Origin of the sequence: Nocardioides imazamoxiresistens, from assembly GCF_032378595.1 — a bacterium.
GTDB classification, from domain to species: Bacteria; Actinomycetota; Actinomycetes; order Propionibacteriales; family Nocardioidaceae; genus Nocardioides; species Nocardioides imazamoxiresistens.
The window spans coordinates 1-23,844 of the sequence record NZ_JAVYII010000001.1; the positions used below are offsets into that span (position 1 = coordinate 1).

Annotated in this window: 28 protein-coding genes; 11 read left to right on the forward strand and 17 right to left on the reverse strand. The window is 74.5% G+C overall.

Features of this window, described 5'->3' with window-relative positions:
- Positions 1-320 precede the first annotated feature (320 nt).
- Positions 321-497 carry a hypothetical protein gene (locus RDV89_RS00005; protein ID WP_315730390.1) on the forward strand — a complete coding sequence of 59 codons (177 nt, stop codon included), beginning with the start codon at positions 321-323 and terminating at the stop codon, positions 495-497.
- Position 498: 1 nt separating this feature from the next.
- On the opposite strand, the gene RDV89_RS00010 is transcribed toward RDV89_RS00005, so the two are convergent.
- The gene (locus tag RDV89_RS00010; protein ID WP_315730391.1) at positions 499-1,077 is read right to left on the reverse strand and encodes a dienelactone hydrolase family protein; all 579 of its coding nucleotides are present in this window, start codon (positions 1,075-1,077) and stop codon (positions 499-501) included.
- Between the two features lie 117 nt (positions 1,078-1,194).
- On the opposite strand from RDV89_RS00010, the gene RDV89_RS00015 reads away from it, so the two are divergent.
- Entirely contained in the window at positions 1,195-3,396 is a 2,202-nt protein-coding gene (locus RDV89_RS00015; RefSeq protein ID WP_315730392.1) for a hybrid sensor histidine kinase/response regulator, read from the forward strand.
- 133 nt (positions 3,397-3,529) lie between these two features.
- Positions 3,530-3,889 (forward strand): hypothetical protein, encoded by a 360-nt coding sequence (locus RDV89_RS00020; protein WP_315730393.1) that lies wholly within the window; start codon positions 3,530-3,532, stop codon positions 3,887-3,889.
- 27 nt (positions 3,890-3,916) lie between these two features.
- Here the strand turns inward: RDV89_RS00020 and RDV89_RS00025 are convergent, their stop codons facing one another.
- Complete coding sequence (locus tag RDV89_RS00025) at positions 3,917-5,116, reverse strand: cytochrome P450 (RefSeq protein WP_315730394.1); 1,200 nt, start codon at positions 5,114-5,116, stop codon at positions 3,917-3,919.
- A gap of 239 nt (positions 5,117-5,355) precedes the next feature.
- Between RDV89_RS00025 and RDV89_RS00030 the strand changes: the two genes are divergently transcribed.
- A complete protein-coding gene (locus tag RDV89_RS00030; protein WP_315730395.1) occupies positions 5,356-6,537 on the forward strand; it encodes an alcohol dehydrogenase catalytic domain-containing protein in 1,182 nt (393 codons plus the stop codon).
- Positions 6,538-6,623: 86 nt separating this feature from the next.
- On the opposite strand, the gene RDV89_RS00035 is transcribed toward RDV89_RS00030, so the two are convergent.
- The 3 genes from RDV89_RS00035 to RDV89_RS00045 all read right to left on the reverse strand — a co-directional run bounded on the left by RDV89_RS00035 (position 6,624) and on the right by RDV89_RS00045 (position 9,026).
- Positions 6,624-7,484 (reverse strand): sigma-70 family RNA polymerase sigma factor, encoded by an 861-nt coding sequence (locus RDV89_RS00035; protein ID WP_315730396.1) that lies wholly within the window; start codon positions 7,482-7,484, stop codon positions 6,624-6,626.
- A gap of 123 nt (positions 7,485-7,607) precedes the next feature.
- Positions 7,608-8,348, reverse strand: coding sequence for a GAF and ANTAR domain-containing protein (locus RDV89_RS00040; RefSeq protein WP_315730397.1), 741 nt, complete (start codon positions 8,346-8,348; stop codon positions 7,608-7,610).
- 30 nt (positions 8,349-8,378) lie between these two features.
- Positions 8,379-9,026 (reverse strand): cysteine hydrolase family protein, encoded by a 648-nt coding sequence (locus tag RDV89_RS00045; RefSeq protein ID WP_315730398.1) that lies wholly within the window; start codon positions 9,024-9,026, stop codon positions 8,379-8,381.
- Between the two features lie 116 nt (positions 9,027-9,142).
- Here RDV89_RS00045 and RDV89_RS00050 point away from each other — a divergent pair, with 116 nt between their 5' ends.
- Both RDV89_RS00050 and RDV89_RS00055 read left to right on the forward strand, forming a co-directional pair.
- Positions 9,143-10,000, forward strand: coding sequence for an SDR family oxidoreductase (locus RDV89_RS00050; RefSeq protein ID WP_315730399.1), 858 nt, complete (start codon positions 9,143-9,145; stop codon positions 9,998-10,000).
- 3 nt (positions 10,001-10,003) lie between these two features.
- The gene (locus RDV89_RS00055; RefSeq protein ID WP_315730400.1) at positions 10,004-10,663 is read left to right on the forward strand and encodes a methyltransferase; all 660 of its coding nucleotides are present in this window, start codon (positions 10,004-10,006) and stop codon (positions 10,661-10,663) included.
- Between the two features lie 26 nt (positions 10,664-10,689).
- Here RDV89_RS00055 and RDV89_RS00060 read toward each other — a convergent pair whose 3' ends face one another.
- Positions 10,690-10,911 (reverse strand): CDGSH iron-sulfur domain-containing protein, encoded by a 222-nt coding sequence (locus RDV89_RS00060; RefSeq protein ID WP_315730401.1) that lies wholly within the window; start codon positions 10,909-10,911, stop codon positions 10,690-10,692.
- A complete protein-coding gene (locus RDV89_RS00065) occupies positions 10,908-11,894 on the reverse strand; it encodes an iron-containing redox enzyme family protein (RefSeq protein ID WP_315730402.1) in 987 nt (328 codons plus the stop codon). Before RDV89_RS00065 ends, RDV89_RS00060 begins: the two co-directional genes overlap by 4 nt.
- A gap of 123 nt (positions 11,895-12,017) precedes the next feature.
- Here RDV89_RS00065 and RDV89_RS00070 point away from each other — a divergent pair, with 123 nt between their 5' ends.
- Positions 12,018-12,494 (forward strand): DUF6328 family protein, encoded by a 477-nt coding sequence (locus RDV89_RS00070; protein WP_315730403.1) that lies wholly within the window; start codon positions 12,018-12,020, stop codon positions 12,492-12,494.
- On the opposite strand, the gene RDV89_RS00075 is transcribed toward RDV89_RS00070, so the two are convergent.
- The 6 genes from RDV89_RS00075 to RDV89_RS00100 all read right to left on the reverse strand — a co-directional run bounded on the left by RDV89_RS00075 (position 12,473) and on the right by RDV89_RS00100 (position 17,771).
- Complete coding sequence (locus RDV89_RS00075; protein WP_315730404.1) at positions 12,473-13,099, reverse strand: flavodoxin family protein; 627 nt, start codon at positions 13,097-13,099, stop codon at positions 12,473-12,475. The genes RDV89_RS00070 and RDV89_RS00075 overlap by 22 nt on opposite strands.
- Before the next feature lie 54 nt (positions 13,100-13,153).
- Positions 13,154-13,588 carry a CBS domain-containing protein gene (locus tag RDV89_RS00080; RefSeq protein WP_315730405.1) on the reverse strand — a complete coding sequence of 145 codons (435 nt, stop codon included), beginning with the start codon at positions 13,586-13,588 and terminating at the stop codon, positions 13,154-13,156.
- A complete protein-coding gene (locus tag RDV89_RS00085) occupies positions 13,585-13,935 on the reverse strand; it encodes an STAS domain-containing protein (protein WP_315730406.1) in 351 nt (116 codons plus the stop codon). The genes RDV89_RS00080 and RDV89_RS00085 overlap by 4 nt, the downstream gene beginning before the upstream one ends.
- An 81-nt stretch (positions 13,936-14,016) precedes the next feature.
- Positions 14,017-14,529, reverse strand: coding sequence for a 2'-5' RNA ligase family protein (locus RDV89_RS00090; RefSeq protein WP_315730407.1), 513 nt, complete (start codon positions 14,527-14,529; stop codon positions 14,017-14,019).
- Between the two features lie 41 nt (positions 14,530-14,570).
- Positions 14,571-15,338 carry a GAF and ANTAR domain-containing protein gene (locus tag RDV89_RS00095; RefSeq protein ID WP_315730408.1) on the reverse strand — a complete coding sequence of 256 codons (768 nt, stop codon included), beginning with the start codon at positions 15,336-15,338 and terminating at the stop codon, positions 14,571-14,573.
- 180 nt (positions 15,339-15,518) lie between these two features.
- On the reverse strand, positions 15,519-17,771 hold the full coding sequence (locus RDV89_RS00100) for a catalase (protein WP_315730409.1): 2,253 nt from the start codon (positions 17,769-17,771) through the stop codon (positions 15,519-15,521).
- Between the two features lie 123 nt (positions 17,772-17,894).
- Between RDV89_RS00100 and RDV89_RS00105 the strand changes: the two genes are divergently transcribed.
- Entirely contained in the window at positions 17,895-18,122 is a 228-nt protein-coding gene (locus tag RDV89_RS00105; protein ID WP_315730410.1) for a hypothetical protein, read from the forward strand.
- A gap of 31 nt (positions 18,123-18,153) precedes the next feature.
- Here the strand turns inward: RDV89_RS00105 and RDV89_RS00110 are convergent, their stop codons facing one another.
- Positions 18,154-18,486 (reverse strand): DUF3140 domain-containing protein, encoded by a 333-nt coding sequence (locus tag RDV89_RS00110; protein WP_315730411.1) that lies wholly within the window; start codon positions 18,484-18,486, stop codon positions 18,154-18,156.
- Between the two features lie 98 nt (positions 18,487-18,584).
- Between RDV89_RS00110 and RDV89_RS00115 the strand changes: the two genes are divergently transcribed.
- Together RDV89_RS00115 and RDV89_RS00120 are read left to right on the forward strand one after the other, a co-directional pair.
- Entirely contained in the window at positions 18,585-20,129 is a 1,545-nt protein-coding gene (locus RDV89_RS00115; RefSeq protein ID WP_315730412.1) for an FAD-dependent oxidoreductase, read from the forward strand.
- A gap of 45 nt (positions 20,130-20,174) precedes the next feature.
- Positions 20,175-20,663 carry a DUF4383 domain-containing protein gene (locus RDV89_RS00120; RefSeq protein WP_315730413.1) on the forward strand — a complete coding sequence of 163 codons (489 nt, stop codon included), beginning with the start codon at positions 20,175-20,177 and terminating at the stop codon, positions 20,661-20,663.
- A gap of 140 nt (positions 20,664-20,803) precedes the next feature.
- Here the strand turns inward: RDV89_RS00120 and RDV89_RS00125 are convergent, their stop codons facing one another.
- Positions 20,804-21,940: a DUF222 domain-containing protein gene (locus tag RDV89_RS00125; RefSeq protein WP_315730414.1), complete on the reverse strand. Its 1,137-nt coding sequence runs from the start codon at positions 21,938-21,940 to the stop codon at positions 20,804-20,806.
- 224 nt (positions 21,941-22,164) lie between these two features.
- Here RDV89_RS00125 and RDV89_RS00130 point away from each other — a divergent pair, with 224 nt between their 5' ends.
- Positions 22,165-22,851 carry a GAF and ANTAR domain-containing protein gene (locus RDV89_RS00130; RefSeq protein WP_315730415.1) on the forward strand — a complete coding sequence of 229 codons (687 nt, stop codon included), beginning with the start codon at positions 22,165-22,167 and terminating at the stop codon, positions 22,849-22,851.
- A 25-nt stretch (positions 22,852-22,876) separates the two neighbouring features.
- On the opposite strand, the gene RDV89_RS00135 is transcribed toward RDV89_RS00130, so the two are convergent.
- Together RDV89_RS00135 and RDV89_RS00140 are read right to left on the reverse strand one after the other, a co-directional pair.
- Positions 22,877-23,146: a DUF3072 domain-containing protein gene (locus tag RDV89_RS00135; RefSeq protein WP_315730416.1), complete on the reverse strand. Its 270-nt coding sequence runs from the start codon at positions 23,144-23,146 to the stop codon at positions 22,877-22,879.
- A gap of 31 nt (positions 23,147-23,177) precedes the next feature.
- Entirely contained in the window at positions 23,178-23,624 is a 447-nt protein-coding gene (locus tag RDV89_RS00140) for a hypothetical protein (protein WP_315730417.1), read from the reverse strand.
- Between the last annotated feature and the right edge of the window lie 220 nt (positions 23,625-23,844).

The window sequence follows — 23,844 nt, forward strand, 5'->3', positions numbered from 1 at the left end:
CGCGAACACGAGCGCCGCTGGCGCTACCGACCCACACACCCCGACGAACCACCCGACGGCTTCATCTGGACCAGCCCACGAGGCCGCCGCTACCTCGTCACACCGACCGGAACGACGGCACTCGAATAACCGGATCCGACGACAGCCCTACACCCGCCCCGCACCACCAGCAGGCCCGCCGACACCACGTCGCCGGGCCCACCGGCGCGTCCGACCGGCCCGCGCACCGACCGCGCCGCCGCACCACGCGCGACCCGTCACGCGAACGGGGGGGCTCACGCCCCCGGGCGTACCGTCGAGGACGAGGGAAGGAGGACGCCATGAACGCCTTCGGGCTGGTCCTCACCGTGGTCGTGATGCTCGGCGTCGCGCTCTTCATCCTGCTCTTCGAGCGTCGCCGCTCGGAGGGCATCCAGCGCGACCTGCGGCAGATGGCCGACGAGCGACGCGACACCGACAACCGGAGCGGCGACCCGAGCCGCCGCGGCGAGGACTGACTCAGCCGACGCGCTCCAGGAACGCCAGCACCCGCTCGACCACGAGGTCGGTCGCAGCGGCGTCGTGCCCGGGTTGCGAGGAGTCGGTGAACAGGTGGGCGTCGCCGTCGTAGGTGAAGACCTCGGCGGCGGGCTCCTGCGCCGCGAGGGCGCGCGCGACGTCGAGGTCTCCCTCGCCGCCGAAGAACGGGTCACCCGTCATGCCGTGCACCTGCAGCGGGAGCCCGGCGGGCCAGCTGCCGCCGAACTCGCTGGGCGGCACGCAGGCCTCGAGCAGCACGGCCCCCCGCGCACCGCGTCGGGTCTGCGCGAGCAGCTGGGCAGGCATCACCCCGAGCGACAGGCCGGCGTGCACGACGCCGTCCGGCAGTCCGTCGACCGCGACGGTCGCGCGCTGCAGGATGGCGTCGAAGCCGATGGCCTCCGCGTGCCCCACGCCGCGCTCGACCGTGTCGAACACGGCGCCGTCGAAGAGGTCGGGCGTGTGGACCTCGTGGCCCGCGGCGGCGAGCCGGCGGCCGAGCGCGAGCACGCCCTCCGTGCGGCCCAGGGCGTGGTGGAACAGGACGACGGTGGTCATCGGGCCTCCTCGAGCGACGTGCGACCGCGACCACCCTAGGACGCTGCCGCGATCGGCTGCGCGGACCGCTCCCCCGGCGCGAGAATGACCCGCCACGGGGCTCGAGGAGGAGGACGCGTGCACGGGACCGACGACCGGCACCGCAGGGCGCACGTCGCCACCGCGGGCGTCCTCGCGCTCACGGCCGTCGGCGTGCTCGTCTCCCACTTCCTCCAGCCGGAGAGCGCCTTCGGCCAGGCCTCCTACCTGGCGTTCATCGTCGGTGCACCGGTGCTCGGGTACGTCGGGGCGCGACGTCGCCGCGGGACGGAGCGGCTGGTCGGGATCGTGATCTCGGCCGGTCTGGCCTCGTTCGCGCTCGGCGACCTGCTCTGGTTCGCGCTGCAGTGGACCGGCCGCGCGCCCGAGATCTCGGTGGCCGACGTCTTCTGGGGCTCCAGCTACCTCGGCATCGGCGGCGGTCTGCTCCTGATGATCGCGCTCGCGCCGCACCCCGCCGGGCCGCGCGACCCCGACGAGCCACCGCCCCCGCCGCGCCTCGACCCGGGCGCGGTCGTCGACGCGCTCACCGTCGCCACCCTCAGCGTGGCCGTCCTGTGGACGCTGTCGGTGGGCGAGCTGATCAGCAACGACGCCATCGCGACGGGCACCCGGGTGGTGCGCGGCGGGTACGCCGTCATGTCGTCGGTCCTGGTCGGTCTCGTGGTCCGCGCGCTGTGGCTGCGCCGCGCCCGTCCGGCCAGCGCCCTCCCCCTCGTGCTGGGTGCCTCGTCGTGGCTGGTCGCCGACCTGGGCTACCTCGCCTGGTCCGCCACCGGCGTCGGCGAGAGCTCGCTCGACGTGCTGTGGATGAGCGGCTCGGTGCTGATGGCGCTGGGCGCCAGCGTGTCGTCGACGCCGACCGGCGAGGCGGCCGCCGCGTACCGCGAGAGCACCCGCAGCCGGCTCGTCGTCGCGACCGTGCCGCTGCTGGTCCCGCCGCTGCTGATCCTGCTCGGGCCCGGCCGCACGGACCACGCCAGCCTGGCGGGCCTCGCGATCGCCATGATCGTGCTCACCGGCCTCGCCTTCGCCCGCACCAGCCGGATGCTGGCCGCCGAGCGCGACGCCCGCGAGGAGGCGCTCGCCGCCTCGCGCGCGAAGTCCGACTTCCTCGCCACGATGAGCCACGAGATCCGCACCCCGCTGAACGGGGTGCTCGGCCTCAACGAGCTGCTCCTGACGACACGGCTCGCCCCGCAGCAGAGGGAGTACGCCGAGGGCGTCCGCACCGCGGGCACGTCGCTGCTCGCGCTGATCAACGACATCCTCGACCTCGCCAAGGTGGAGGCCGGACGGGTCGAGCTCGAGCGGGTGCGGTTCGCACCGTCCGACGTCGTCGACGAGGCCGTGGCCCTGCTGGCCGAGACCGCCCACTCCCGTCGGGTCGCGCTCGCGGCGGACCTCGACGACGACGCCGCGCTCGTCGTGCTCGGCGACCCCGGCCGGCTGCGCCAGGTGGTGGTCAACCTGCTGTCGAACGCCGTGAAGTTCACGGAGGCGGGCGGGGAGGTGCGCGTCGGTCTCTCCGTCACCCGCACCAGCCCGACGGCGGCGCTGGTGCGGATCACCGTCGCCGACACCGGCATCGGGATGAGCCCCGAGGTGCAGCTGCGCGTGTTCGCGCCGTTCACCCAGGCGGACTCCTCGACGACGCGGCGCTTCGGCGGCACGGGCCTGGGCCTCGCCATCGTTCGCCGTCTGGTCGACGCCATGGACGGCCGCGTCGACCTGACCTCGGCCGAGGGCGCCGGCACCACGTTCACGGTCGCCGTCACCCTGCCCGTGGCGGACCCGGCGTCGGCCCCCGCTCCCCCACCGCTGCCCGCCCCACCGGTGTCCGCTCCGACCCCTGTGCCGGAGCCCGGGCCCGCACCGGAGCCCGCACCGCCGGCGACCCGGCGCGTGCTGGTGGTCGACGACGACGAGATCAACCGCATCGTGGCGATCGGCATCCTCGCCAAGCTGGGCTACGCCGCGGACGAGGCGGCCGACGGCACCCGGGCGCTCGAGGCCATGGCGGACGGTGCGTACGACGCCGTCCTGCTCGACTGCCAGATGCCCGGCCGCGACGGGTACGAGGTCGCGACCACCCGCCGCCGCGAGGAGCAGGAGCAGGCCCTGCCGCACCTGCCGATCGTGGCGATGACCGCGAACGTGCTCGTCGGGGAGCGCGAGCGGTGCCTCGCGGCGGGGATGGACGACTACGTCAGCAAGCCGGTCACCCCGGCCAGCATCGGCGAGGCGCTGCGCCGGACGATGTCAGCCACCGGGGCATGAACGCCGGTGGCCCGGGTCATGGGCCCCGTGCGGGCGGGGTACCGGCGCCTCGTCCTCCCTCCCGACCCGAGGAGCAGACCATGCGCGACACGCGCCGTGAACGCTCCGACCGGGCTCCCGTCCGGGGAGCCGCATGAGCACCGCCCAGCTGGACGCCTCCGCACCGGGGCACCTCGGCGACGACGTCGTCGCCGTGCTCGTGCAGGCTGCGCTCGACCTGTGGACCGGGGCCTACGGCACCCCCGACGCCGGCACCGTGCTGACCCTGCTGTGGTGCCGTCCCGACGAGTACGTGGTCGCCCGCTCGGCCCCGCACCGGCACCTCGACCTGGTGGCCGGGCCCGACGCGCTCGGGGCCGACCTCGACGAGACCGCCACCATCCCCCGCCCCCCGGTCCGAGACCTGCGCCCGGTCGACGTGACCGTGATCGTCACCGACGACGAGGGCGCGCGCGACCACCCCCGCGTGTGGTGCGAGATCGAGAAGACGTGACCGGACGCGTGCGCTCCCGGCCCGTCCTCAGCGGGCGGTGAGCACCAGTCGTCCGGTCGGCCCGGGCCGCCGCGGCATCCGGGTCATCGGCTGGTCCGGGAGCTCCGGGTCGCCGGAGACCAGGTCGTAGCGCCCGACCTCCTCCAGGGTCGCCTCGACGATCCGCACGGTGAGGGGCTCGCCGGGGCACCGGTGGCCGTTGCGCGGGCACCCGCCGCCCTGGGGCACGAAGGCGTACGCGTCGGGCTCGGCGTCGGTGAACCGCTGCGGGTCGAACCGGTCGGGAGCGCTCCAGTGAGCGGGGTCGGTGTCCGTGCCGACCACGTCGAGGACGAGCCGGTCGCCGGGCCGCACGGAGAGCCCGTCGTGGGTGAACGCGATCCGCGCCCGGCCGGCGAGCGCCGGCACGAACGGTCGCACCCGGCGCACCTCGTGGGCGACCCGTCGGCGCACGAGCTCGCCGGCGCTGCCCCGCACCTGCGCGGCGAGGTCGGCGTCGCGCAGCAGCTCGACCACCGCCCAGGTCGCGGGCCACGCGACGGCGACGGTGGGCCGCAGCAGGTTGAGCAGCTCGACGCCGGCCGTGCGGGCCGGCACCGGCAGCGAGGCGATCCGGGCCAGGGGCGTCGCGTCGCCCGTGCGACCGGAACGACGCTGCGCGGCGACGAGCCGACCCGCCCACCTGTCCAGGTGCGCGCGGGCCGCCCAGCCCCGGGCGTACGCACGCGGGGATCCGCCGAAACCGTCGACGATCGCGGCCATCTGGCGGGCCAGCGAGCTGCGCTGGCGCTCGTGGCTGGGCACGCCGGCCCATCGCAGCACGCTGTCGCCGTAGACCTCGACCAGCAGGGCGAAGAGGTCGACCTCGCGGCCGGCGGACTCCACGAGCCGGTCGCGCAGCCGCTCGGCCACCACCGCGACGAGCCGTTCGACGGCCTCGTCGTCGAGCACGTCGAGGAAGAGGTGCTTGCGCACGTCGTGCTCACGCCCGTCGAGGCCGTGCATCGCACCGGATCCGAAGATCAGGCCGGCCAGCGGCGGCGGCACGGAGCCGACACGGCTGACGCGCTCGGTGTCGTAGAAGACGCGGGCGCCGTCGGCGCCGCGCAGCACCAGCGCGTGACGGCCCAGCAGCCGGGCGGCGAACGTGTCGGCGTCGTCGTGACGGCCCCGTTCCTCGGCCAGGGCGTGGTAGCCGCGGCGGAGCAGGGCGAGCGACAGGTCCATCGCGGCCTCAGGTGAGGGTGAGGATCCCGACGATCAGGACGACCGCGATCCCCACCACGACGAGAGCGGGCAGGGCGGCGGCCAGCGGGGCCTTGGGGCGTTCGGCGCGGTGGTTCACGCGCGGCCGGTACCCCCGGTGAGCAGCGCCATTCCGCGCCCTGGCGCGTCCATGCGACCCCCGGGCGCCGGGTACCGGACCCGCGCACGAGACCACCATCCCCCGAACGAGGAGCGAGTTGATGAAGGCGATCACCTGGCACGGCCCGCAGGACGTCCGCTACGAGGAGGTCCCCGACGCGAGGATCGAGGAGCCCACCGACGCGGTGGTCCGGATCACCTCGACCGGGCTGTGCGGGTCGGACCTCCACCTGTACGGACCGCTCGCACCCTTCATGACGGAGGGCGACGTCATCGGCCACGAGCCCATGGGCATCGTCGAGCAGGTCGGCAGCGCCGTCGAGAACCTCGCCGTGGGCGACCGCGTCGTCGTGCCGTTCAACATCAGCTGCCAACGCTGCTGGATGTGTCGCCGCGGGCTCAACAGCCAGTGCGAGACCACCCAGAACCGCGAGGAGGGCACCGGCGCCAGCCTGTTCGGCTACAGCCGGCTCTACGGCGCGGTGCCGGGCGGGCAGGCCGAGCTGCTGCGCGTACCGTTCGCGGACACCCTGCCCGTCAAGGTGCCCGTCGGCCCCAGCGACGACCGCTTCGTCTTCCTCAGCGACGTGCTGCCCACCGCCTGGCAGGCGGTCGAGTACGCCGGGGTCGGCGAGGGCGACACCGTCGTCGTGCTGGGCGGCGGCCCGATCGGCGCGATGGCCGCGCGGATCGCGGCGCACCGCAACGTCCGCGTGATCGTGGCGGAGCCCGACGAGCACCGCCGCTCGCGGCTCGAGTCGCGCGGCGTCGACACGCTGCCGGCCGGACCGACCGACGCGCTCGCCGCGGCCGTGCGCGACCGCACCGACGGCCGCGGCCCCGACGCCGTCATCGACGCCGTCGGCATGGAGGCGCACGGCTCCCCCGTCGCGGCCGCCGCCCACAAGGTGGCCGAGAAGCTGCCCGGTCCGCTGGGCCGCCCGCTGATGAAGAGCGCCGGCGTCGACCGTCTGGAGGCGCTGACCAACGCGATCGAGATCGTCCGCCGCGGCGGCACCATCTCCATCTCGGGCGTCTACGGCGGCGCGACCGACCCGCTGCCGCTGATGCAGCTGTTCGACAAGCAGGTCCAGCTGCGGATGGGCCAGGCCAACGTGCGCGCCTGGACCGACGACATCCTGCCGCTGCTGACCGCCGACGACGACCCGCTGGGGACCGAGGACTTCGCGACCCACCACCTCGGCCTCGACGAGGCGCCAGAGGCCTACCGCGCGTTCCGCGACAAGGAGCCGGGCGTGGTCAAGGTCGTCTTCCACCCCTGAGGTGCACGCGTGCACGACGGAGCCCCGCAGACCTCCGGGTCTGCGGGGCTCCGTCGTGGTGCGGCCTGCTCGGTCTCGAGCCGGGTTCAGCTCGCGATCGGCGTGTCGATCCGCCCGCGCAGCGTGCGCAGCACCTTGGTCAGCAGGCGCGAGACCTGCGTCTGCGTGATGCCCAGCTCGTCGGCGATGTCCTGCTGCGTGCGCTCGTGGAAGAAGCGCAGCAGGAGCAGACGACGCTCACGGTCGCTGAGCGCCCCCAGGGCCGGGCGCAGGGACTCGCGTGCGTCGATCACCTCCTGCTGGGCCACGTCGTCCACCGAGGTGTCGCTCGCCGCCATCGACAGGTCGGGCGGCAGCGGCGCGTCGAGCGAGACGGGGTGGAAGCACCCCTCGGCCTCCAGGGCCTGGCGGACCAGGGTCGGCTCGACGCCGAGGTGCTCCGCGATCGCCTCGACGGGCACGTTGTCGCCGTGGTCGCCCGCGAGCTCGTCACGGGTGCGCACGACCTTGGACTGGATCTCCTGCACCGGACGCGGCGGGCGGATCATCCACCCGTGGTCGCGGAAGTGGCGCCGCAGCTCCCCCTTGATGCAGGGCACCGCGTAGGTGAGGAAGTCGTCGGCCTGGTCGATGTCGAACTGGTCGGCCGCACGCACGAGCGCCATGTACGCGACCTGCTCGAGGTCGTCGGTGGCGACGCCGCGTCCGCGGTGCCGACTGGCCAGGGCACGGGCGACGCCCATGTTGGCGACCACGACCTCGCGGATCCGCTCGGCACGAGCCGCCTCGGTCGGGGCGGCCGCAGCCTCGAGGAACAGCTGGGTGGTGCGCGCGCGCCTCTCGGCACGCTCCTCGGCGTGGGTCTGTCGTATGGAGGGCGGAACGACGGGGGCGGCGTCGACTGGGGCTGACGCTGCAGATCCCGTCGGGAGGACGGTGACGGTCATGGCGAGTCCCGGGATGTTCGCGGGCCGACCAGCCGCTGGCTTCAGCTGGGGTGGCGCGGCGCTCCACCTGACGGTGGAGGCGCCTCTACCCAGAACGTAGCCCGCGTCACCAACCGGGCAAGCTCAGGCGCCGGTGCCGGGCAGCCTGCCCGCGTCCGCCACGCGGCGCGCGAGGTCGCGCAGCTTCACGTTCTCCGAGCTCGAGACGCGTTGCAGCACCTCGAACGCGGCGTCGGCGGTGAGGTCGAGCGTGGCCATCAGCACGCCCTGCGCGATGCCGATGACGTGCCGGCTCTCGGCCGCCTCGGCGAAGGTGCGGCTGCGCCGGGCCGCGGCCCAGGCCGCGGCGAGGTGCACGGCGTACGTCTTCGCCACCTCGGCCTCGCGCGCGCCGAAGCGGCCGGGCGCGCCGGCGTACAGGTTGAGGGCTCCCAGCGGCTCGTGCCGCTCCGCCAGGCCCACCGAGGGCAGCTGGACGCTCACGAGCGACCGGACCCCGAGGGCCGCGACCCGCGGCCCCCAGCGGGGCCAACGATCGTCGAGCGCGGTGTCGTGCACGACGTGCTCCTGGGCGTCGAGCGCGGCGTCGACGCAGGGGCCCTCGCCCAGCTCGTACTGCAGGGCGTCGCAGCGCCGGGCGAGGTCGTCGGTCACGGCCACGCTGTCGAGGCGCCCGCGGCGCCGTCGGGTCGTGATGCCGCAGAAGTCGGCGGGCACGATCTCCAGCGAGCGCTTGCACCCGATCTGCGTCAGCTCCGCCTCGTCGGTCGCCGCGGCGAGCTCGCCCGCGATCCGGGCCAGGTGCGTGGCCAGCCCCTCGGAGGCGCCGCCCTCGGGGCGGGTCTGCGGGTCGGTCAGCGACATGGGCTCCTCCTGGTCTCTCGGACGCCCACGCTAGTCGGTGGCGCTCCCCGGGCCGTCCGCGGAGCGGAGGCGGATCGCGTCGACGCCCAGGACGGGCTGGCGGTACAGGCGCTCGAGGTGACGCAGGACCTCCGCGTGGCGCTCGTCGGAGTCCGAGCCGACCGCCTCGCGGGCGACCACGACCCGCAGGTCGTGCGCGTACGCCGTCGTGGCCGTGGCCGCCACGCACGACTCCGTGCTGATCCCCGCCACGGCGAGGCCCTCCGCACCCGCACCGCGCAACAGGTCGAGCAGCTCGGTGCCGAGGAACGCGTCGTCGCGGGTCTTCTCCACGACCTCCCACCGCCCGCCGCGCTCCTCGAGGCGTGGGCCGAGGAGTTCGCGCAGGGCGACGACCTCGCGCAGCGGCACCGGCTCGTCGGTGTCGCGCAGCAGGAAGGGCGCGTCGTCCTCGAGCATGTTGAGGGCCCAGGTGCTGCGGTCGGCCTCGTGGACCGTGCGGACCTCCACCACCAGGGCGCCCGCGTCGGCGGCGCGGCGCACCAGCGCGTCCACGCCCTCGACGAGGCCCGGGCGCAGCTCCCTCAGGTCCGGCGACCCGGCGAAGTAGCCCTCCTGGAGGTCGATGAGGAGGACGGCGTCCACGGGGTCGGCGAGGTGGTCGTCTGCATCGGTCACCGCAGCCGGTACCCCACCCGGGCGGGGGCGTGACCCCCGCGCCCACCCGGGGTCGCGGCCCGGAGCGCGGGTACCGGCGCGGCACCCCCGCACGACGACCCCGAAGGAGCGTTCCCGTGAACGACCAGTTCCCCGCCCAGCAGCAGGAGCCGCCCGGCCTCACCTCGGAGATGACGCCGCGGCCCGACCACGGCGAGGAGTCCTACGTCGGTCACGGCCGGCTCGCCGGCAAGGTCGCGCTGATCACCGGCGGCGACTCGGGCATCGGCCGCGCCGTGGCGATCGCGTACGCCCGCGAGGGCGCCGACGTCGCCTTCACCTACCTGCCCGAGGAGGAGCCGGACGCCCAGGAGACGCTCGAGGCGCTCGGTTCCACCGACGCGAAGGTGCTCCCGATCCCGGTCGACCTGCGCGACTCGCGCAGCTGCGACGAGGTGGTGCGCCGCACGGTCGACGAGCTCGGCGCCCTCGACGTCCTCGTCAACAACGCCGGCTACCAGATGGCCCGCGGCGACGGCATCGACGACCTCGACGACGAGCACCTCGACCGCACGATGAAGACGAACCTGTACGCCCTGCTCTGGCTGGTCCGCGCCGCGGTCCCCCACCTGGAGTCGCGCAACGGATCGATCGTCAACAACACCTCGATCCAGGCGTACCAGCCCTCCACGAGCCTCGTCGACTACGCCTCGACGAAGGCGGCGATCAACAACATCACCGTGAACCTGGCCGCCGAGCTCGGCCCCCGCGGCGTGCGCGTCAACGCCGTCGCGCCGGGCCCGATCTGGACGCCGCTGCAGCCGGCGACCCAGCCGGCGGAGAAGCTGACGCAGTTCGGCAGCGACACCCCGCTGGGCCGGGCAGGGCAGCCCGCCGAGGTCGCGCCGGCCTTCGTCTTCCTGGCCTCCGACGCCGACGCCGGCTACGTCTCCGGGACGGTCCTCGGGGTCACCGGCGGGAAGCCGGTGTTCTGAGCGATGACCGACACGGCTGACCTCCCCACCACCCCCTCGCTGCAGGAGCACGTGACCGTCCTCGACGGCGTCGATATCCACTGGGACTCGCGGGTCCTCGAGCCGCGGCCCTGGACGGTCGAGCAGTCCCGCTGGGCGGCCGAGCTCGCCGGCACGGACGCCCCCGAGGGCCCGATCCTCGAGCTGTGCGCGGGCGCCGGCCACATCGGTCTCCTGGCCGCGCGCGCCTCGGGCCGCGCCCTGGTGCAGGTCGACGTCGACCCGGTCGCCTGCGAGTACGCCCGCGCGAACGCCGAGCGGGCCGGCGTCGAGACCGACGTCCGGTGCGCCGACCTGACCGGGCTCGACGACGCCGAGCGCTTCCCGCTGATGGTGGCCGACCCACCGTGGGTGCCGAGCGCGGAGGTCACCCGATTCCCGGCCGACCCGCTGCGCGCGATCGACGGCGGCGAGGACGGCGCGTTCCTGGTGCGGGCCTGCCTGGAGCAGGCGGGCCGCCTGCTGCAGCCCGGCGGGCACGTCGTGCTCCAGATCGGCAGCGACGAGCAGCTCGCGCTGGTCTCCGACCACGACCTCGTCGTGGGTGGGCGGCTCTCGTTGGTCGAGGCCCGCTACTTCGACCGCGGGGTGCTGGTGCACCTGCGTCGCGCCGACGAGGTCTGAGCGCCCGCCGGGCCGTTCCGGCTGGATCAGGAACGGCCCGGCGCGGCGCCCCGGATCCGCGCGTGGGTGCCGTCGCACCAGGGCGCTCGTCCGGTGGCCCCGCACAGGCACACGGCCACGACCGGTCGCGTCACCTCGTGGGCGCGGCCGTCGGCGTCGACGACCTCGTCGGCGCCCCGCAGCAGCAGCGGGCCGCCCGGGCACACCCGGGCCCGGACGGGGGTGCCCTGCTCCCGGTCGCGGCTCATCCGGCGGCCCGCGCCGGCGTCGCGGTCAGCTCGGCGTACAGCACGTCGCTGGCGGCCGCGTCGACCTGCAGGCACACGGCGGCACCGAACAGCACGTCGTCCTCCAGCGCCGGGTCGGCGGCGACGGCGCTGCCGCAGATGTCGCCGAGCACCACCTGCTCGTGGACCGCGTCGGCCTCCACGTGCTCGTGGAAGTAGGCGGCGACGGCGTCCGGGAGACCCACGCGCTCGATGCCCGCGGCGATGCGGCGGCACGGGTCGGTGCTGGTCGCCTCGAAGGCCGCGAGGTGGCCGATCAGGGCCCCGCGCAGCCGACGCTGGCGGGCGAAGAGCGACATCACGTTGTTGGACAGCAGCGTCGAGGCGCCGACCTCCTCGACGTACGCGCCGTAGCCCGCGTCGAGACCGGCGGCCTCGAGGGCCTCCGCGTACAGGTGGGAGTGCAGGCGCTCCGGGCGACCGCCGCCGTACTCGTCGTAGAGCAGCTCGGCCAGCGCGACCTTGGCCGGGCCGTCGAGGTGCGCGAGCGCCGCGGCGTGCGGGTCCGACTCCTTGAGGTGGTAGACGCTGCGCTCGCGCAGGAACGTCAGCACCTCCTCGCGGGTCGCGTGGCGCTGCAGGTGCCGGGCCAGCGGCGTCGAGGGGCCGTCGTCGACGAGCGAGCGCAGCCGGTCCGCGACGTCGCGGCCCTGCTCCTGCGCCGAGGCGACCGCCTCGGCGGTGCTGGCCCGCAGGTGCTGCTCGAGCTCGTCCTCCACGGCGTGGCGCCACCGCAGCAGGTCGACGTCGCGCTCGGCGTCGGGGGTGGCGTCGTCGAAGCCGCGGTAGCCGAGCTCGTGGGCGACCCACAGCGCCAGCTGCACGTCCTCGCCCAGCAGGACCTCGGCGTCGAGGTCCGCGGGGGGCGGAGGAGCGGCGTCACCGCTGCGGACGGTCGCGATCACGGCCTCGCTGACGGGACCACGAGTGGAGGGAAGGTGCACCGGCGTCTCCTGTTCCAGGGGCGGACGCGGCGCCGGTACCCCCGCGCGTCCCCGTCAGGCGGCGTGTCCGCGCGGCGTCGGCCGCCCCGGGTACCGGTGCGCATGAACCGCGACCCGCGGCCGGTGACCGACCGCATGCTCGACCGCAACTGGAGCGAGCTGATGCAGGAGCTGCGCGTGGTGCAGACCGGCGTGCAGCTGCTCACCGGCTTCCTCGTCACCATCCCGTTCACGGACGGGTTCGAGGGGCTCGACACCTACCAGCGCACCGTCTACCTGTGCCTGCTGGTCGGCTCCGTCCTCGCGACCGGCCTGATCGTGGCGCCGGTGGCCTACCACCGCATCCTCTTCCGACGGCGTCGCCGGCGCTGGCTCGTCGAGTCGGCGAACGTGCTGGCCCGGGCCGGGCTGGTGATGCTGTCCCTGGTGTGCAGCGGCGTCGTCCTGCTCGTGGTCGACGTCGTCGTCGGGCGCACGGCCGGGCTCGTGGTGGCCGGTGCGGTGCTGCTGGTGCTGCTGTCGCTGTGGACGCTCGCCCCGCTGCTGCTCTCGCGGCCGCCCGCCGAGTCACGGTCCGATCACTCCGGCGGCGCGGGATAGGGCTCGGAGGTGAGCAGGGAGGCGACGTGCACGGCCCGCTGGGCCGCGGTCCTCGTCGTGGAAGCGACGGGGTCGGGCGAGGCGTCCAGGTCGTTGTAGTCGGTGCCCTGCATGGCCTCGCCGACCCAGTAGGTGGCGCCCTGCGCAGGCACCGTGAACCCCACGTCGTTCAGCGCCTGGAACAGCTCGGCGCTCGTGTGGTGGGCGCCGTCCTCGTTGCCGACGACGGCGACGAGCGCGACCTTGCCGAGCATCGTGGGGAGGCCGTCCTCGTCGGTCTCGGCGGTCTCGGCGTCGAGGCGCTCGAGCACCATCTTGCACACGGCGGAGGGCTGGCCCATCCAGATCGGCGTCGACAGCACGAGGATGTCGGCGGCGAGGACGCGCTCGCGGATGGTGGGCCACTCGTCGACCCGGCCGTCGGGCCCGGTGCCCTCGTCGGTCGTCACGCCGAACGCGACGTGGTGGTCGACGATCCGGACCTCCTCGGTCTCGACGCCTCGGGAGGCGAGCTCCGCGAGGAGCTCGTTGCCGAGCTTCTGGGAGCTGGAGGGGGCCGGGGACGGCTTGAGGGTGCAGGTCAGCTGGAGCGCACGGAGAGTCATGACGCGCCGGTGCCCAACCGCGGGCGCCTCAGACGCGTGCGGGCTCGGGCCCGGTCAGCCGGGCGGGCGGTCGCAGATCGCCCGCAGCACCTCGGCCGTCCGCTCCGCCGGCAGGTGGCCCACGACGTCCGCGAGGCTGAGCATCCCCACGAGCTCGTGCTCCTCGACGACGGGCAACCGGCGGACCCCGGCGGCGACCATCGCGTCGACGGCCTCCTCGAGGCTCGCGCCTGCCTCGACCGTGACCGGGCGGGCCCCGGCGAACTGACGCACGGTCACGCCGTCGGGGTCGCAGCCCGCGGCGACGCAGCGCACGACGATGTCGCGGTCGGTCACCATCCCGACCAGCAGCCCGTCCTCCCCGCACAACGGCATCGCCCCGATGCCGAGGTCGCGCATCCGGGAGGCGACCGACGCCAGCGTCTCGTTGACCTGCGCGCACTCGGCGCCGACGGTCATGACCTCGCGCACCGCGACCGGGGCGCTCACGGCTGCCCCACGGTCTCGGCGCCCACCGGCGGCGCGATGGCCACGTCGCCGGGCAGGTCGCGCAGCACGGCGAGGACCCGGTCCGCGACGCACCCGGGCGGAGCGTCGAGGGTCACGACCAGGCCGCGCTCGGCGGCGGCGGCGACCGCGGCGTCGAGCAGCGGCACCGCGGAGGCGAGCAGGATCTGGACCTCGCGCAGGTCGACGGTCAGCTCGGTGCGGTCCTGCCGGACCGCCTCCTCGACGCGGGCGCACACCGCGGGCACGGTGGACGCGTCGACGATCCCGCGGACCGTGACCCGCCCGCCGGACGGATCGCTGTCGACGTCGAAGAACGGGTCTCCCACGAGAGACCTCCCCGGTCGAGGGGTCTGCCGAGCCCGGGGTCTCGAGCGCGGTCGGACGCTTCTACGCTACTCCTCCCCCGGTCACCGTCTCGGCAGGTCGCGGACGGTGCCGGACGCGGGCATCCAGCGGCGCAGCCGCACGGCGCGCACGGCGTACGCCTCCCCCAGCGCCCCGAGGGCGCCCGCCACGTCGTCGTCGCCCAGACGCCCGGACAGCGTCACGTGCGGGGTCCAGGCGCCGACCTCCCCGTGCGGCGGCCCGCCGGGCCCCAGGACCGCGGCGGCCGCCGCGTGCAGGTCCAGCAGGGCCGGCGTCGCCACGACGGCGCGGGCCAGGACGCGGCGCCCGGGCCCGCCCAGCACGAGCGGCGGACCGAGCCGCAGGGTGAGCGGCAGGCGTACGGCCAGCTCGTCCAGCCGCGCCTCGAGGTCCTCGGCCACCCGGTCGCGCTCGGCCACGGTCACGTGCGGTCCGTGGTGACCGCCCGTCCGGTCACCCGAGCTGGGCACCCCGGCGGCGCTCAACGCGTCCCACTCGGCCCGGACCGCGGCCTCGCCCGGGCCGTCCAGCAGCAGGTCGAGGGAGTCGCGCACCCGGCCACGGTAGCCGCGTAGGTTTTGGGCCCTCCGGCGCCTCAGACCCCGTCGGGGACCGGCTGCTCGCCGGCCGGCTCGCCGCCGTCGAGGCGGAACCCGTCGACGATCCCGTCGCCGTCGCTGGGCAGGGAGCCGGTCGACACGACGTGCGCGGCGACCTCGCGCAGCTTCATCTCGTGCGAGGAGGAGAGGCGGCGCAGCAGCGCGAAGCTGCGCTCCTCGTCGATGTCGAAGCGCTCCATCAGGATGCCCTGGGCGAGCCCGATGGTGTGGCGCGAGCTCATGGCCGTCTCCAACCCCGTGACCACCTGCGCGGCGTCGAGGGCGGTGGCGGCGTGCACGGCGTAGACGAGGGTCGCGTCGACCGTCGTGCGCTCGTGGAAGCGTCCGGGGGCGGTGCCGTAGAGGGTCAGGGCGCCGCGGCGCCGTCCGCTGGTGCGCAGCTCGACGGTGAGCAGCGACGCCACGCCCAGCTCGCGGGCGGGGCCGGACCAGCCGGGCCAGCGGTCGTCCGCCGCGAGGTCCGCGCTGCGGATCCAGGTGTCGCGACGTGTGGCGATGTCCCAGGTGGGGCCCTGCTGCTCGGCGGCCTGGAGGGCCTCGGCGGCGGTGGCGAGGTCGTCGCTCGCCGCGAGCAGGCGGTGGGTGCCTCCGGGGGCGGGCACCGTCAGCGCCGCGCTGTCGGCGTCCGGGAGCAGGTCGACCAACCGCGCCACGATGACGCGACCGGTCTCGGTCACGTCGCGCTCCGCGTGCAGCTCGGCGGCCAGCGCAGCGAAAGCGGAGGAGTCTTCCAGCCGGGACATCGTTCACTCTCCGTCGAAGGTGACGGCCCACGGCTAGAACCGAGGCCAGACATTAGCGGGTCAGGTGAGCGATGCGCGAACGAGGGTCGCCCCCCGTGCCGCGGACGGCGGCACGGGGGGCGACGGGGGTGCTGACGGGGGTGCTGACGGGGTGGCGGGAGCGGGTCCCACCGGTGTGGTTCAGGTCAGCGAGGGCGGGAAGCGGTCCCAGGCGCGGTGGGCGGCGAGCAGGTCGGTCAGGTCCGACCACAGCGCGGTCGCGTCCCCGGCCGTGAGCACCCCGGCGGCGTCCGCGGGCACGCCCGCGGCGAGCAGCGCCTCTCCCCCGCGACCGAGGCCGGCGACCGGCTTGGCGTGGCGGAATGCCTCCTCGACCAGCAGGCGTACGCGCGGGTCGAGGTCGCCGAGCAGACTGTTGCCCGCGTCGGGCGCCGGCGCCGTCACGGTGGTCAGCACCACCGCGTCGAGCTCGACGGAGCGCACCGTCGCGAAGGTGCGCTGGACGGTCGCGCCGGCGACCTCGCCGCCGTGCGGCGCCACCACGAGCGGGACCGTGCCGGCCTCGAACGCGGCCGTGCGCAGCGCCGCCACCTGGTCGGCGTCGGAGGTGTCGTCGACGACGATGCCGACCATGCGACCGGCGATCGGCCACGTGTCACCGAGCTGCGAGAGCGCCGGGCTCGGGTCGGGGTCGGCCAGCGGTGCGGTCGGCTCGGGCGCCGGCAGCCCCAGGCCCTGCGCCACCTCGGCGCACAGCACCGGGTCGATCTGCGCGAGCGCCAGCAGCTGGCGCTCCTTGATCGCCTGCTCGTAGCACTTGCCGAGCTCGAAGGTGTACGCCCGCGCCACGTGCTCGCGCTCGGTGGGCGTCAGGCTGCGCCAGAACAGCCGCACCTGGCTGAAGTGGTCGTCGTAGGACGCGGGCTGCGCCCGCACCTTGCGGCCCTCCGAGACCGTGACCATCGCCTCGACGAAGGCCCGCGTCGCGGGGTCGTCGGGGTCGGTGGTCGCGTGGAACGGACAACCGCCGTCCAAGGAGTTCGGCTGGTAGGGCGCGACGCCGGAGTGCACGGCGCTCTGGTGCATGCCGTCGCGCAGCATGTCGTTGACCGGCGCGTGCGGGCGGTTGATCGGCAGCTGGTTGAAGTTGGGGCCGCCGAGACGGGTGAGCTGCGTGTCGAGGTAGGAGAAGTTGCGCGCCTGCAGCAGCGGGTCGTCGGTGCCGTCGATGCCGGGCACGAGGTGGCCGGTGTGGAAGGCCACCTGCTCGGTCTCCGCGAAGTAGTTCGTGGGGTTGGCGTCGAGCACGAGCCGGCCGATGGGCTGCACGGGGGCGAGCTCCTCCGGCACCAGCTTCGTCGAGTCGAGCAGGTCGATGCCCTCGAACATCTGCTCCGGGTTGTCCTCGAAGACCTGGATGCCGAGCTCCCACTCGGGGAAGGCGCCGGACTCGATCGCGTCGGCGAGGTCGCGCCGGTGGAAGTCGGGGTCGAAGCCGTTGAGCATCTGCGCCTCCTCCCACGTCAGGGAGTGCACGCCCAGCTTCGGCTTCCAATGGAACTTCACGAGGCTGGTGGCGCCCTCGGCGTTGGTGCACCGGAAGGTGTGCACGCCGAAGCCCTCCATCATGCGGTAGGAGCGCGGGATGCCGCGGTCGGACATGTTCCAGATCGTGTGGTGCTGCGCCTCGGTGTGCAGCGACACGAAGTCCCAGAACGAGTCGTGCGCGCTCTGGGCCTGCGGGATCTCCCGGTCCGGGTGCGGCTTGCCGGCGTGCACGACGTCCGGGAACTTGATGCCGTCCTGGATGAAGAACACCGGGATGTTGTTGCCGACCAGGTCCCACACCCCCTCGTCGGTGTAGAACTTCGTCGCGAACCCGCGGGTGTCGCGCACGGTGTCGGCCGAGCCGCGCGACCCGAGCACCGTGGAGAAGCGCACGAAAACCGGCGTCTCGCGGCCCTCGTCGAACACGCTGGCCAGGCTCACCGACGCGGCCGTGCCGTAGCCGGTGAACCGCCCGTGCGCCGCTGCGCCGCGGGCGTGCACGACCCGCTCGGGGATCCGCTCGTGGTCGAAGTGCATGAGCTTCTCGCGCAGGTGGTGGTCCTGCAGCAGCGTGGGACCGCGCGGACCGGCCTTGAGCGAGTGGTCGGTGTCGTGGAGCCGCACCCCGGTCGCGGTCGTCAGCCACCGGCCCTGCTGGGCGCGGTGGCGCGGGTCGGTCGTCGCAGGCGCCCCGGTCGCCGAGCCGGGCGCGGGCGCCGACTGGTCGCCCTTGGGCGGCAGCGGGGGCTGCGGGGCGGTCGGCTCCTCGACGCCGGGGGTGCCGGAGCCGGGCGCGCCCGGCGGCACGGGCGAGCCCGGCAGCAGCCGCTCGGCCGCCTCCTCGAGCTTGTCGGCGGCCTTGGCGATGGGGGTGGTCGGATCCACGAGCTGTCCTCCGGGGGATGGGGTGGGGGCGTCGGGCGCGGGCCGGTACCCGCCACCGTCCACCCCTGCTCACCGCAGGACGGTCGATCTGCCGGCGCTGGGGGCGGTGGCTACGTTCGGGCCATGAGCACCTACACCAACATCGAGATCGAGACCATCCAGGCCGTCGTCGACCGCGTGAGCTCCTGGCAGGACGGGGCCACCGAGGGCACCGTCGAGACCGAGCTGGCCAACGGCTTCACCGAGGCGGGGATCGAGGTGGCAGCGGAGGACCGCGCCGCGCTCGCCTCCGCGATCCAGGACGAGCACGGCGAGATCGACGCCGCGAGCGTGCTCTCGTCCCGCGGCTGAGCCGCAGCGCGACCCACGGGGGCGCGACCCGCTACTTCAGCGGGTCGTGCCCCCAGTTCATGAGGGACCAGCGCCAGTCGGTGTCCTCGACGTCGCCCTTCGGCCGCTGCGCGAGGTGACGGTGGACGTAGCCCACGACCTTGCGCATGTGGGCCGCGTCGTCGGCGGTGAGGTCGGTCTTGTTCGTCCGCTTGATCTCGACGATCCGGCGCCCGGACCGGTGGCCGACGGACTCGCCGTCACCCTGGCCCACGGAGCGCGACTCATCGGTCTCCAGCCACTTCTCGAGCTCGGCGGGCGCCATGTTCACCGCGTCCTGCCAGTCGTCCCAGATCTCGGCCACGTCGTCGTCGGTCGTCGTCATGCCCTCCGACGGTACGCCCCGGCGCCGCGCGGCATCGGCCCCCGGACGCGGGGGTACCGGCTCCTCGCCCCCGAACCCACCGTTGCGACGGAGCCAACATGCCTGCCTCTCTCTGGGAGCTGCGCGCGGACCGCGCGGAGCCCGCGTACTCCACCGAGCCCCTCGACGCGCTCGCGTCCGCCCGCCCCCTCGACGTGCTCGTCGTCGGTGGCGGGCTCACCGGCCTCAGCACCGCTCTGCTGCTCGCGGAGGCGGGACGTCGTGTCGCCGTCGTCGAGTCGCGGCTGCTGGGCGCCGGGACGACCGGCCGCAGCACCGCCAAGCTCAGCCTCCTGCAGGGCACCCACCTCCAGCAGGTCGAGCGCCTGCACGGCACCAAGGCGCTGCGGCAGTACGTCGCCGCCCACCGCGCCGGTCAGGAGTGGGCCGCCCAGGTGGCCGAGGCGGAGGGCGTGCCGCTGCAGCGGCGTCCCGCCGTGACGTACGCGAACGGGGCCGCGGGCGCCCGCCGGTTGCGGCGCGAGCTGGCCGCCGCCGAGAGGGCGGGGCTGCCCGTGCGCTGGTCCGAGGACACCGAGCTGCCGTTCGGGGTCGCCGGGTCGATCTGGCTCGACGGCCAGCTCCAGACCGATCCCCTGGCCCTCGTGGCCGCCCTGGCGGACCGCTGCCGGCGCCTCGGTGTGCCGTTGGTCGAGCGGGCGCGGGTGACGGCGCTGCGCGACCGCAGCCCGGTCCAGGTCGACGTCGCCCCGGCGCCGCACGGCCGGGCGGAGGCCGACGCTGTCCGCACGCTGGAGGCGCAGCAGGTGGTGCTGGCGACGAACGTGCCGCTGCTCGACCGGGGCGGCTTCTTCGCGCGGATGGCGCCGCAGCGCTCCTACAGCGTCGCCTTCACCCTGCCGGCGCAGCGGGTCACGGACCTGCCGCGCGGCATGTACCTCTCCGCCGACGCGCCCTCGCGCTCCGTGCGCGACGCGGGCTCGGAGGACGGATCGCCCGTCCTGCTCGTCGGCGGCGACGGGCACACCACCGGGCGCTCGCGCCCGACGAGCCAGCACCTCGACTCGATCCGGTCCTGGACCCGCGAGCACTACCCCGGCGCCACCGAGCAGGTCGCGTGGTCGGCGCAGGACTTCTCCCCGCACCACGCGCTGCCGTACGCCGGCCCCCTCGTGCCCGGCAACGGCCGGATCCTGGTGGCCGGGGGCTTCTCCAAGTGGGGCATGACCGGCGGCGTGGCCGCAGCGCTCGCCCTCGCCGGCGACCTCGCCGGCGGCGCGCCCGACTGGCGCGACCTGCTGCAGCCCTGGAGCCGACGCGAGCTCAAGGGCCTGCCCACCTCGGCCCGCCTCAACGCGGAGGTGGCCGCCGCGATGACCCTCGGCTGGGCCGGAGCCGCGGCACGCCGCTGCGGACTGCGCAAGGACGCCGTCGGCGCGACAAGCCCGCCGCCCGGCGGCGCACCCGTGTGCACCCATCTCGGAGGGGTCCTGTCGTGGAACGACGCCGAGCGCAGCTGGGACTGCCCGCTGCACGGCTCGCGCTTCGGCGCCGACGGCGGGGTCCTGGACGGCCCCGCGGTCCGCGACCTCGTCCCGCCGGCCGAGTCCGACGGGGCCACGCCGGGGCCGACCGCGGGCTGACGGGGGACCCGTCTCGCACGACCCCATCGATCCGAGGAGCTCACCATGAGCGCACGACACGTCGACACCCCCACCCGTCCCGCCGTCCGGTTCCTGCGCACCAGCGCCCTGGTCGTCGGCGTCGTCTTCGGCCTGATCGGGGTCCTCGGCTTCGTGCCGGGCGTCGTCACCGACCACGACCGTCTCGAGCTGTGGGGCCACCACACCGACGCGAAGCTGCTGGGGCTCTTCTCCGTCTCGGTCCTCCACAACGTCCTGCACCTGCTCTTCGCGGTGCTGGGCGTGCTGGCGTCCCGCCGCGCCCCGTGGTCGGCGGCGTACCTCGTCTACGGCGGTCTTTCCTACGCCGCCGTCTGGGTCTACGGCCTCGCGGTGGGCGGCGGGCACGGCGACGTCGTCGGGCTGAACGACGCGGACAACTGGCTCCACCTCGGGCTCACGCTGGGCATGACCGCGCTCGGGATCGCCGGCTACCGCTGGTGGCGCGGCGGCATCGGCGGCGACGTGCCGATACGAGCGCTGGGGTCGACCTAGGGTCGTCGGACGAACCGGACGCTCATGTGGCCAAGGGGATGTCGGGTGCGGCGGGTCTCGTAGCGGGGGTCGTGCACTGTGCGGTGGTGGTGTCCGCAGAGCAGTCCGGCGCCGGTGGTGTTGGTGGTGCCTCCTGCGGATCAGAGGGTCCAGTGGTGGACCTGGCACTGGTGGGCCGGTCGGTCGCATCCGTCGGTGACGCACGTCTTGTCGTGGATCGCGATGGCGAGGCGTTGGGCCTTGCTGTGGGAGCGCTGCGACCTCCCGAGGTCGAGCACCTCGCTGGAGCCGCCGAGGACCGCGGGCACGAGGTTCGCCGAACAGGCCAGCCGGCGGGCCTCGGCGGCGCTGATCCGTCCGCCGGTGTCCAACGTGGCCACACCCAGCCCACGCAGCAGGGCGTCCAGGTCCAGGTTCACCACCACGGTCGCGTTCGTGCCGCCGACCTCGGGCAGGTCGCGGGCGTCGAGGGCCTCGATGAGCTCGACGAACGCCTCTCCGCGGCGCAGCGGTGAGGGCACCCCGGTCGTGAACCGGTCCGCCTCGTCGGGGCTCGCGTTCTTGTGACCGGGCGCCGCATAGGCATCGAGGGCCTTGCCCAGCATCTCGGCGTGCAGGGTCGGCAGGATCCCCCGGATCGAGGTGCGTCCGTCACCCAGGTCCCGCAGCGTCAGCGACGCGGCGGCCATCGCCGACCGCTCCTCGGCCGCGAGCAACCGGGCCTCGTGCGCCTCGCCGACCTCGGGCGCGACGACGTCGAGGATCCGCTTCCCGAGCTTGCGTAGAGCGAGCGCGTCGAACCGGCCCGCGTTCTCGACCAGCACCTCTTCGGCGCGACCCACGGTCTCGGCGTCGACCTCGTCCGGCAGCGCATCGAGCGCCCGGACGATGACGTCGGTCTGGTCGAGCGACACGGTGCCGGCTGCGGCGGCCGCGGCCACACGTACGTACCGCTCCGTCGACTGCCCGACCCGCAGCACCCGGTGGGCCTCACCGCGCGTCACGCCGGTGACGTTCGCGAACCACACCGCGGTCGACGGCGACCCGTCCACCCGGCCGACCTGCAGCTCATCGGCACGGGCCGCGAGCTTGGCCAACAGTCCCGTCGCGCGGCTGATCAGCTGTTGCGCAGCCACCAAGGCCGACCGCGCATCCACCTCACCGAGCGTGAGCAGACCCAGCTCGAGCGCGTCCCCGACGTGCTCGTCGGCGCGCGATATCGCCGCCAGCACCGGATGCCCCGATCCCGGCGAGAAGGTCCCCGTCCCCCCTGCCATGGACCCACTCAACCAGCAGCCACCGACAATCCGACCCGGCCACCGCGAGCCACTCGTCCGCCCCTCCGGACTGCCCCGACACCGTTCCACCGGCGTGTCGCGGCGTGTCGCGGCGTGTCGCGGCAAGGAGGGCGCCGATCGCCTCCACCGCCGCTGCAGCACGGCTAGTGTCGCGAGAACGGGACTCGGTTCACGGGCCCCGGCCTTCTTTCTACGGAGCCGACATGGCACCACTCGACGAATCCGCGGCGTTCGCCGCACTGGCCACCGAGTTCCAGACCGCCCGCGATCCCGAGACCACGGCGCGCACCATCGTGGACCGCCTCCACGAGATCGTGCCCGACGCCGACCACGTCAGTCTCACCCTCCGTCGCCGAGGGGGCTTCGCGACGCTCGCCGCTAGCGACGCCCGGGCCACGCAGGTGGACGAGCTGCAGTACGCCCTTGCCGAGGGCCCGTGCGTGGACGCGGCCGCCACGGATCCGTGGATCCGCTCCGGGGACGTCGGGGGCGACCCGCGGTGGCCCAGCTGGGGTCCGCGCGCCCGCCGGCTCGGGATCGGGTCGCTGCTGGCCGTCCAGCTGCTCCGCGGCGACCGCCCGCAGGGGGCGATCAACCTCTACAGCGAGCGGCCGAGCCGTTTCGTCGACCGCGAGGTGGTCGACGTGGCGCTGGTCTCGGCCGTGCACGCCGCGCACGCCCTGACCTCGGCCCGCCTCGTGGAGGACCTCGAGACCGCGATGAGCTCGCGTCACCTCATCGGGATGGCGCAGGGGGTCCTGATGGAGCGGTTCCAGCTGGACGAGCACGCCAGCTTCGAGTTCCTGCGCCGCGTCTCGTCGGCGCAGGAGATGAAGCTGCGCGACACGGCCGCGCACCTGGTGCGTACCCGTCACCTGCCGGGCGAGTAGGCCCGCCCGACAGGCGCGGCGGACCTCAGCCCGCCTGGGTGTTGGTGTCACCCTGGAGGCGGTCGATGTGCTCGGAGGCCTGGGCCTTGGTGAGCCCGTCGGCCGGGATGGTCTCCCCCGCCTCGCGGGCGAGCGTGTCCAGGTAGCTCTTCTGGGCGCCGGTGGCCGGCTCGTCCCCCGTCACCCAGTCGTCCGGGTCCTTCACCGTGCCGGAGGGGTCCGGCTGCTCGGCGCCGAGGACCTCACCGGTCGTCTGGTCGTCCACCTCGTCGTTCGCACGCTTGTTCGATGTCATGGTGCGACGCTAGCGCGGCCGGGCAAGCCGGTCAGAGGACGGCGGGCACCGGCCGCGCGGGCGCGGGGTCGGGCACCAGACGCAGCACGGGACGAGCACCGGGCGCTCCGGTGGGGACGTCCGCGACCTGCAGCGGGAGCCGGTCGGCGTGCGTGCCCAGCAGGGAACGGACGGCCGAGAGCACGCGAAAGGCCATGCTCCCGTGCGGCGCGACCAGCGAGACCTTCTCACCGCGGGTCCGCGCAGCCTGGACCGCGGTCTCGAGGTGGCGGGTGGCGCCCGCGGTCAGGACGACGACCTCGCGGAGGTCGACCGTGACGGAGCCGCACTCCTGGCCGGCCCAGGAGATGCAGTCGTTGACCGTGCCGACGGTGGTGGCGTCGACGACACCGACGACGACGACGAGGCCGTTGGTCGGGTCGACGTCGACGCGGAAGTGGGTGACGAGACGGGCGGTGCTGACGGTGGGGTCGTTCATGACGGCCCTCCAGACGTGCTGGGTGGTGCAGGAACTGCTCCCGATATTGGAGAGCGGCGAGAACGGCGTGGTGTCGAGAGGGCCGCGGTCGCGAGGCGCGGTCATGGTGCGACCGTCGGTGGTCGCATGCGGCGGAACCCTGGTCAGGATGCCGAGGGGCCTCGATCTGAAGCACACCGTGGACACGACACGCTACGGCGGCTGCCGCCGATCCGCAAGG

Coding starts and splice junctions, on each gene's coding strand:
- RDV89_RS00005 (WP_315730390.1), top strand. CDS start 321: ATGAACGCCTTCGGGCTGGTCCTCACCGTGGTCGTGATGCTCGGCGTC.
- RDV89_RS00010 (WP_315730391.1), bottom strand. CDS start 1,077: ATGACCACCGTCGTCCTGTTCCACCACGCCCTGGGCCGCACGGAGGGC.
- RDV89_RS00020 (WP_315730393.1), top strand. CDS start 3,530: ATGAGCACCGCCCAGCTGGACGCCTCCGCACCGGGGCACCTCGGCGAC.
- RDV89_RS00025 (WP_315730394.1), bottom strand. CDS start 5,116: ATGGACCTGTCGCTCGCCCTGCTCCGCCGCGGCTACCACGCCCTGGCC.
- RDV89_RS00030 (WP_315730395.1), top strand. CDS start 5,356: ATGAAGGCGATCACCTGGCACGGCCCGCAGGACGTCCGCTACGAGGAG.
- RDV89_RS00035 (WP_315730396.1), bottom strand. CDS start 7,484: ATGACCGTCACCGTCCTCCCGACGGGATCTGCAGCGTCAGCCCCAGTC.
- RDV89_RS00040 (WP_315730397.1), bottom strand. CDS start 8,348: ATGTCGCTGACCGACCCGCAGACCCGCCCCGAGGGCGGCGCCTCCGAG.
- RDV89_RS00055 (WP_315730400.1), top strand. CDS start 10,004: ATGACCGACACGGCTGACCTCCCCACCACCCCCTCGCTGCAGGAGCAC.
- RDV89_RS00060 (WP_315730401.1), bottom strand. CDS start 10,911: ATGAGCCGCGACCGGGAGCAGGGCACCCCCGTCCGGGCCCGGGTGTGC.
- RDV89_RS00075 (WP_315730404.1), bottom strand. CDS start 13,099: ATGACTCTCCGTGCGCTCCAGCTGACCTGCACCCTCAAGCCGTCCCCG.
- RDV89_RS00095 (WP_315730408.1), bottom strand. CDS start 15,338: ATGTCCCGGCTGGAAGACTCCTCCGCTTTCGCTGCGCTGGCCGCCGAG.
- RDV89_RS00105 (WP_315730410.1), top strand. CDS start 17,895: ATGAGCACCTACACCAACATCGAGATCGAGACCATCCAGGCCGTCGTC.
- RDV89_RS00110 (WP_315730411.1), bottom strand. CDS start 18,486: ATGACGACGACCGACGACGACGTGGCCGAGATCTGGGACGACTGGCAG.
- RDV89_RS00115 (WP_315730412.1), top strand. CDS start 18,585: ATGCCTGCCTCTCTCTGGGAGCTGCGCGCGGACCGCGCGGAGCCCGCG.
- RDV89_RS00120 (WP_315730413.1), top strand. CDS start 20,175: ATGAGCGCACGACACGTCGACACCCCCACCCGTCCCGCCGTCCGGTTC.
- RDV89_RS00125 (WP_315730414.1), bottom strand. CDS start 21,940: ATGGCAGGGGGGACGGGGACCTTCTCGCCGGGATCGGGGCATCCGGTG.
- RDV89_RS00130 (WP_315730415.1), top strand. CDS start 22,165: ATGGCACCACTCGACGAATCCGCGGCGTTCGCCGCACTGGCCACCGAG.
- RDV89_RS00135 (WP_315730416.1), bottom strand. CDS start 23,146: ATGACATCGAACAAGCGTGCGAACGACGAGGTGGACGACCAGACGACC.
- RDV89_RS00140 (WP_315730417.1), bottom strand. CDS start 23,624: ATGAACGACCCCACCGTCAGCACCGCCCGTCTCGTCACCCACTTCCGC.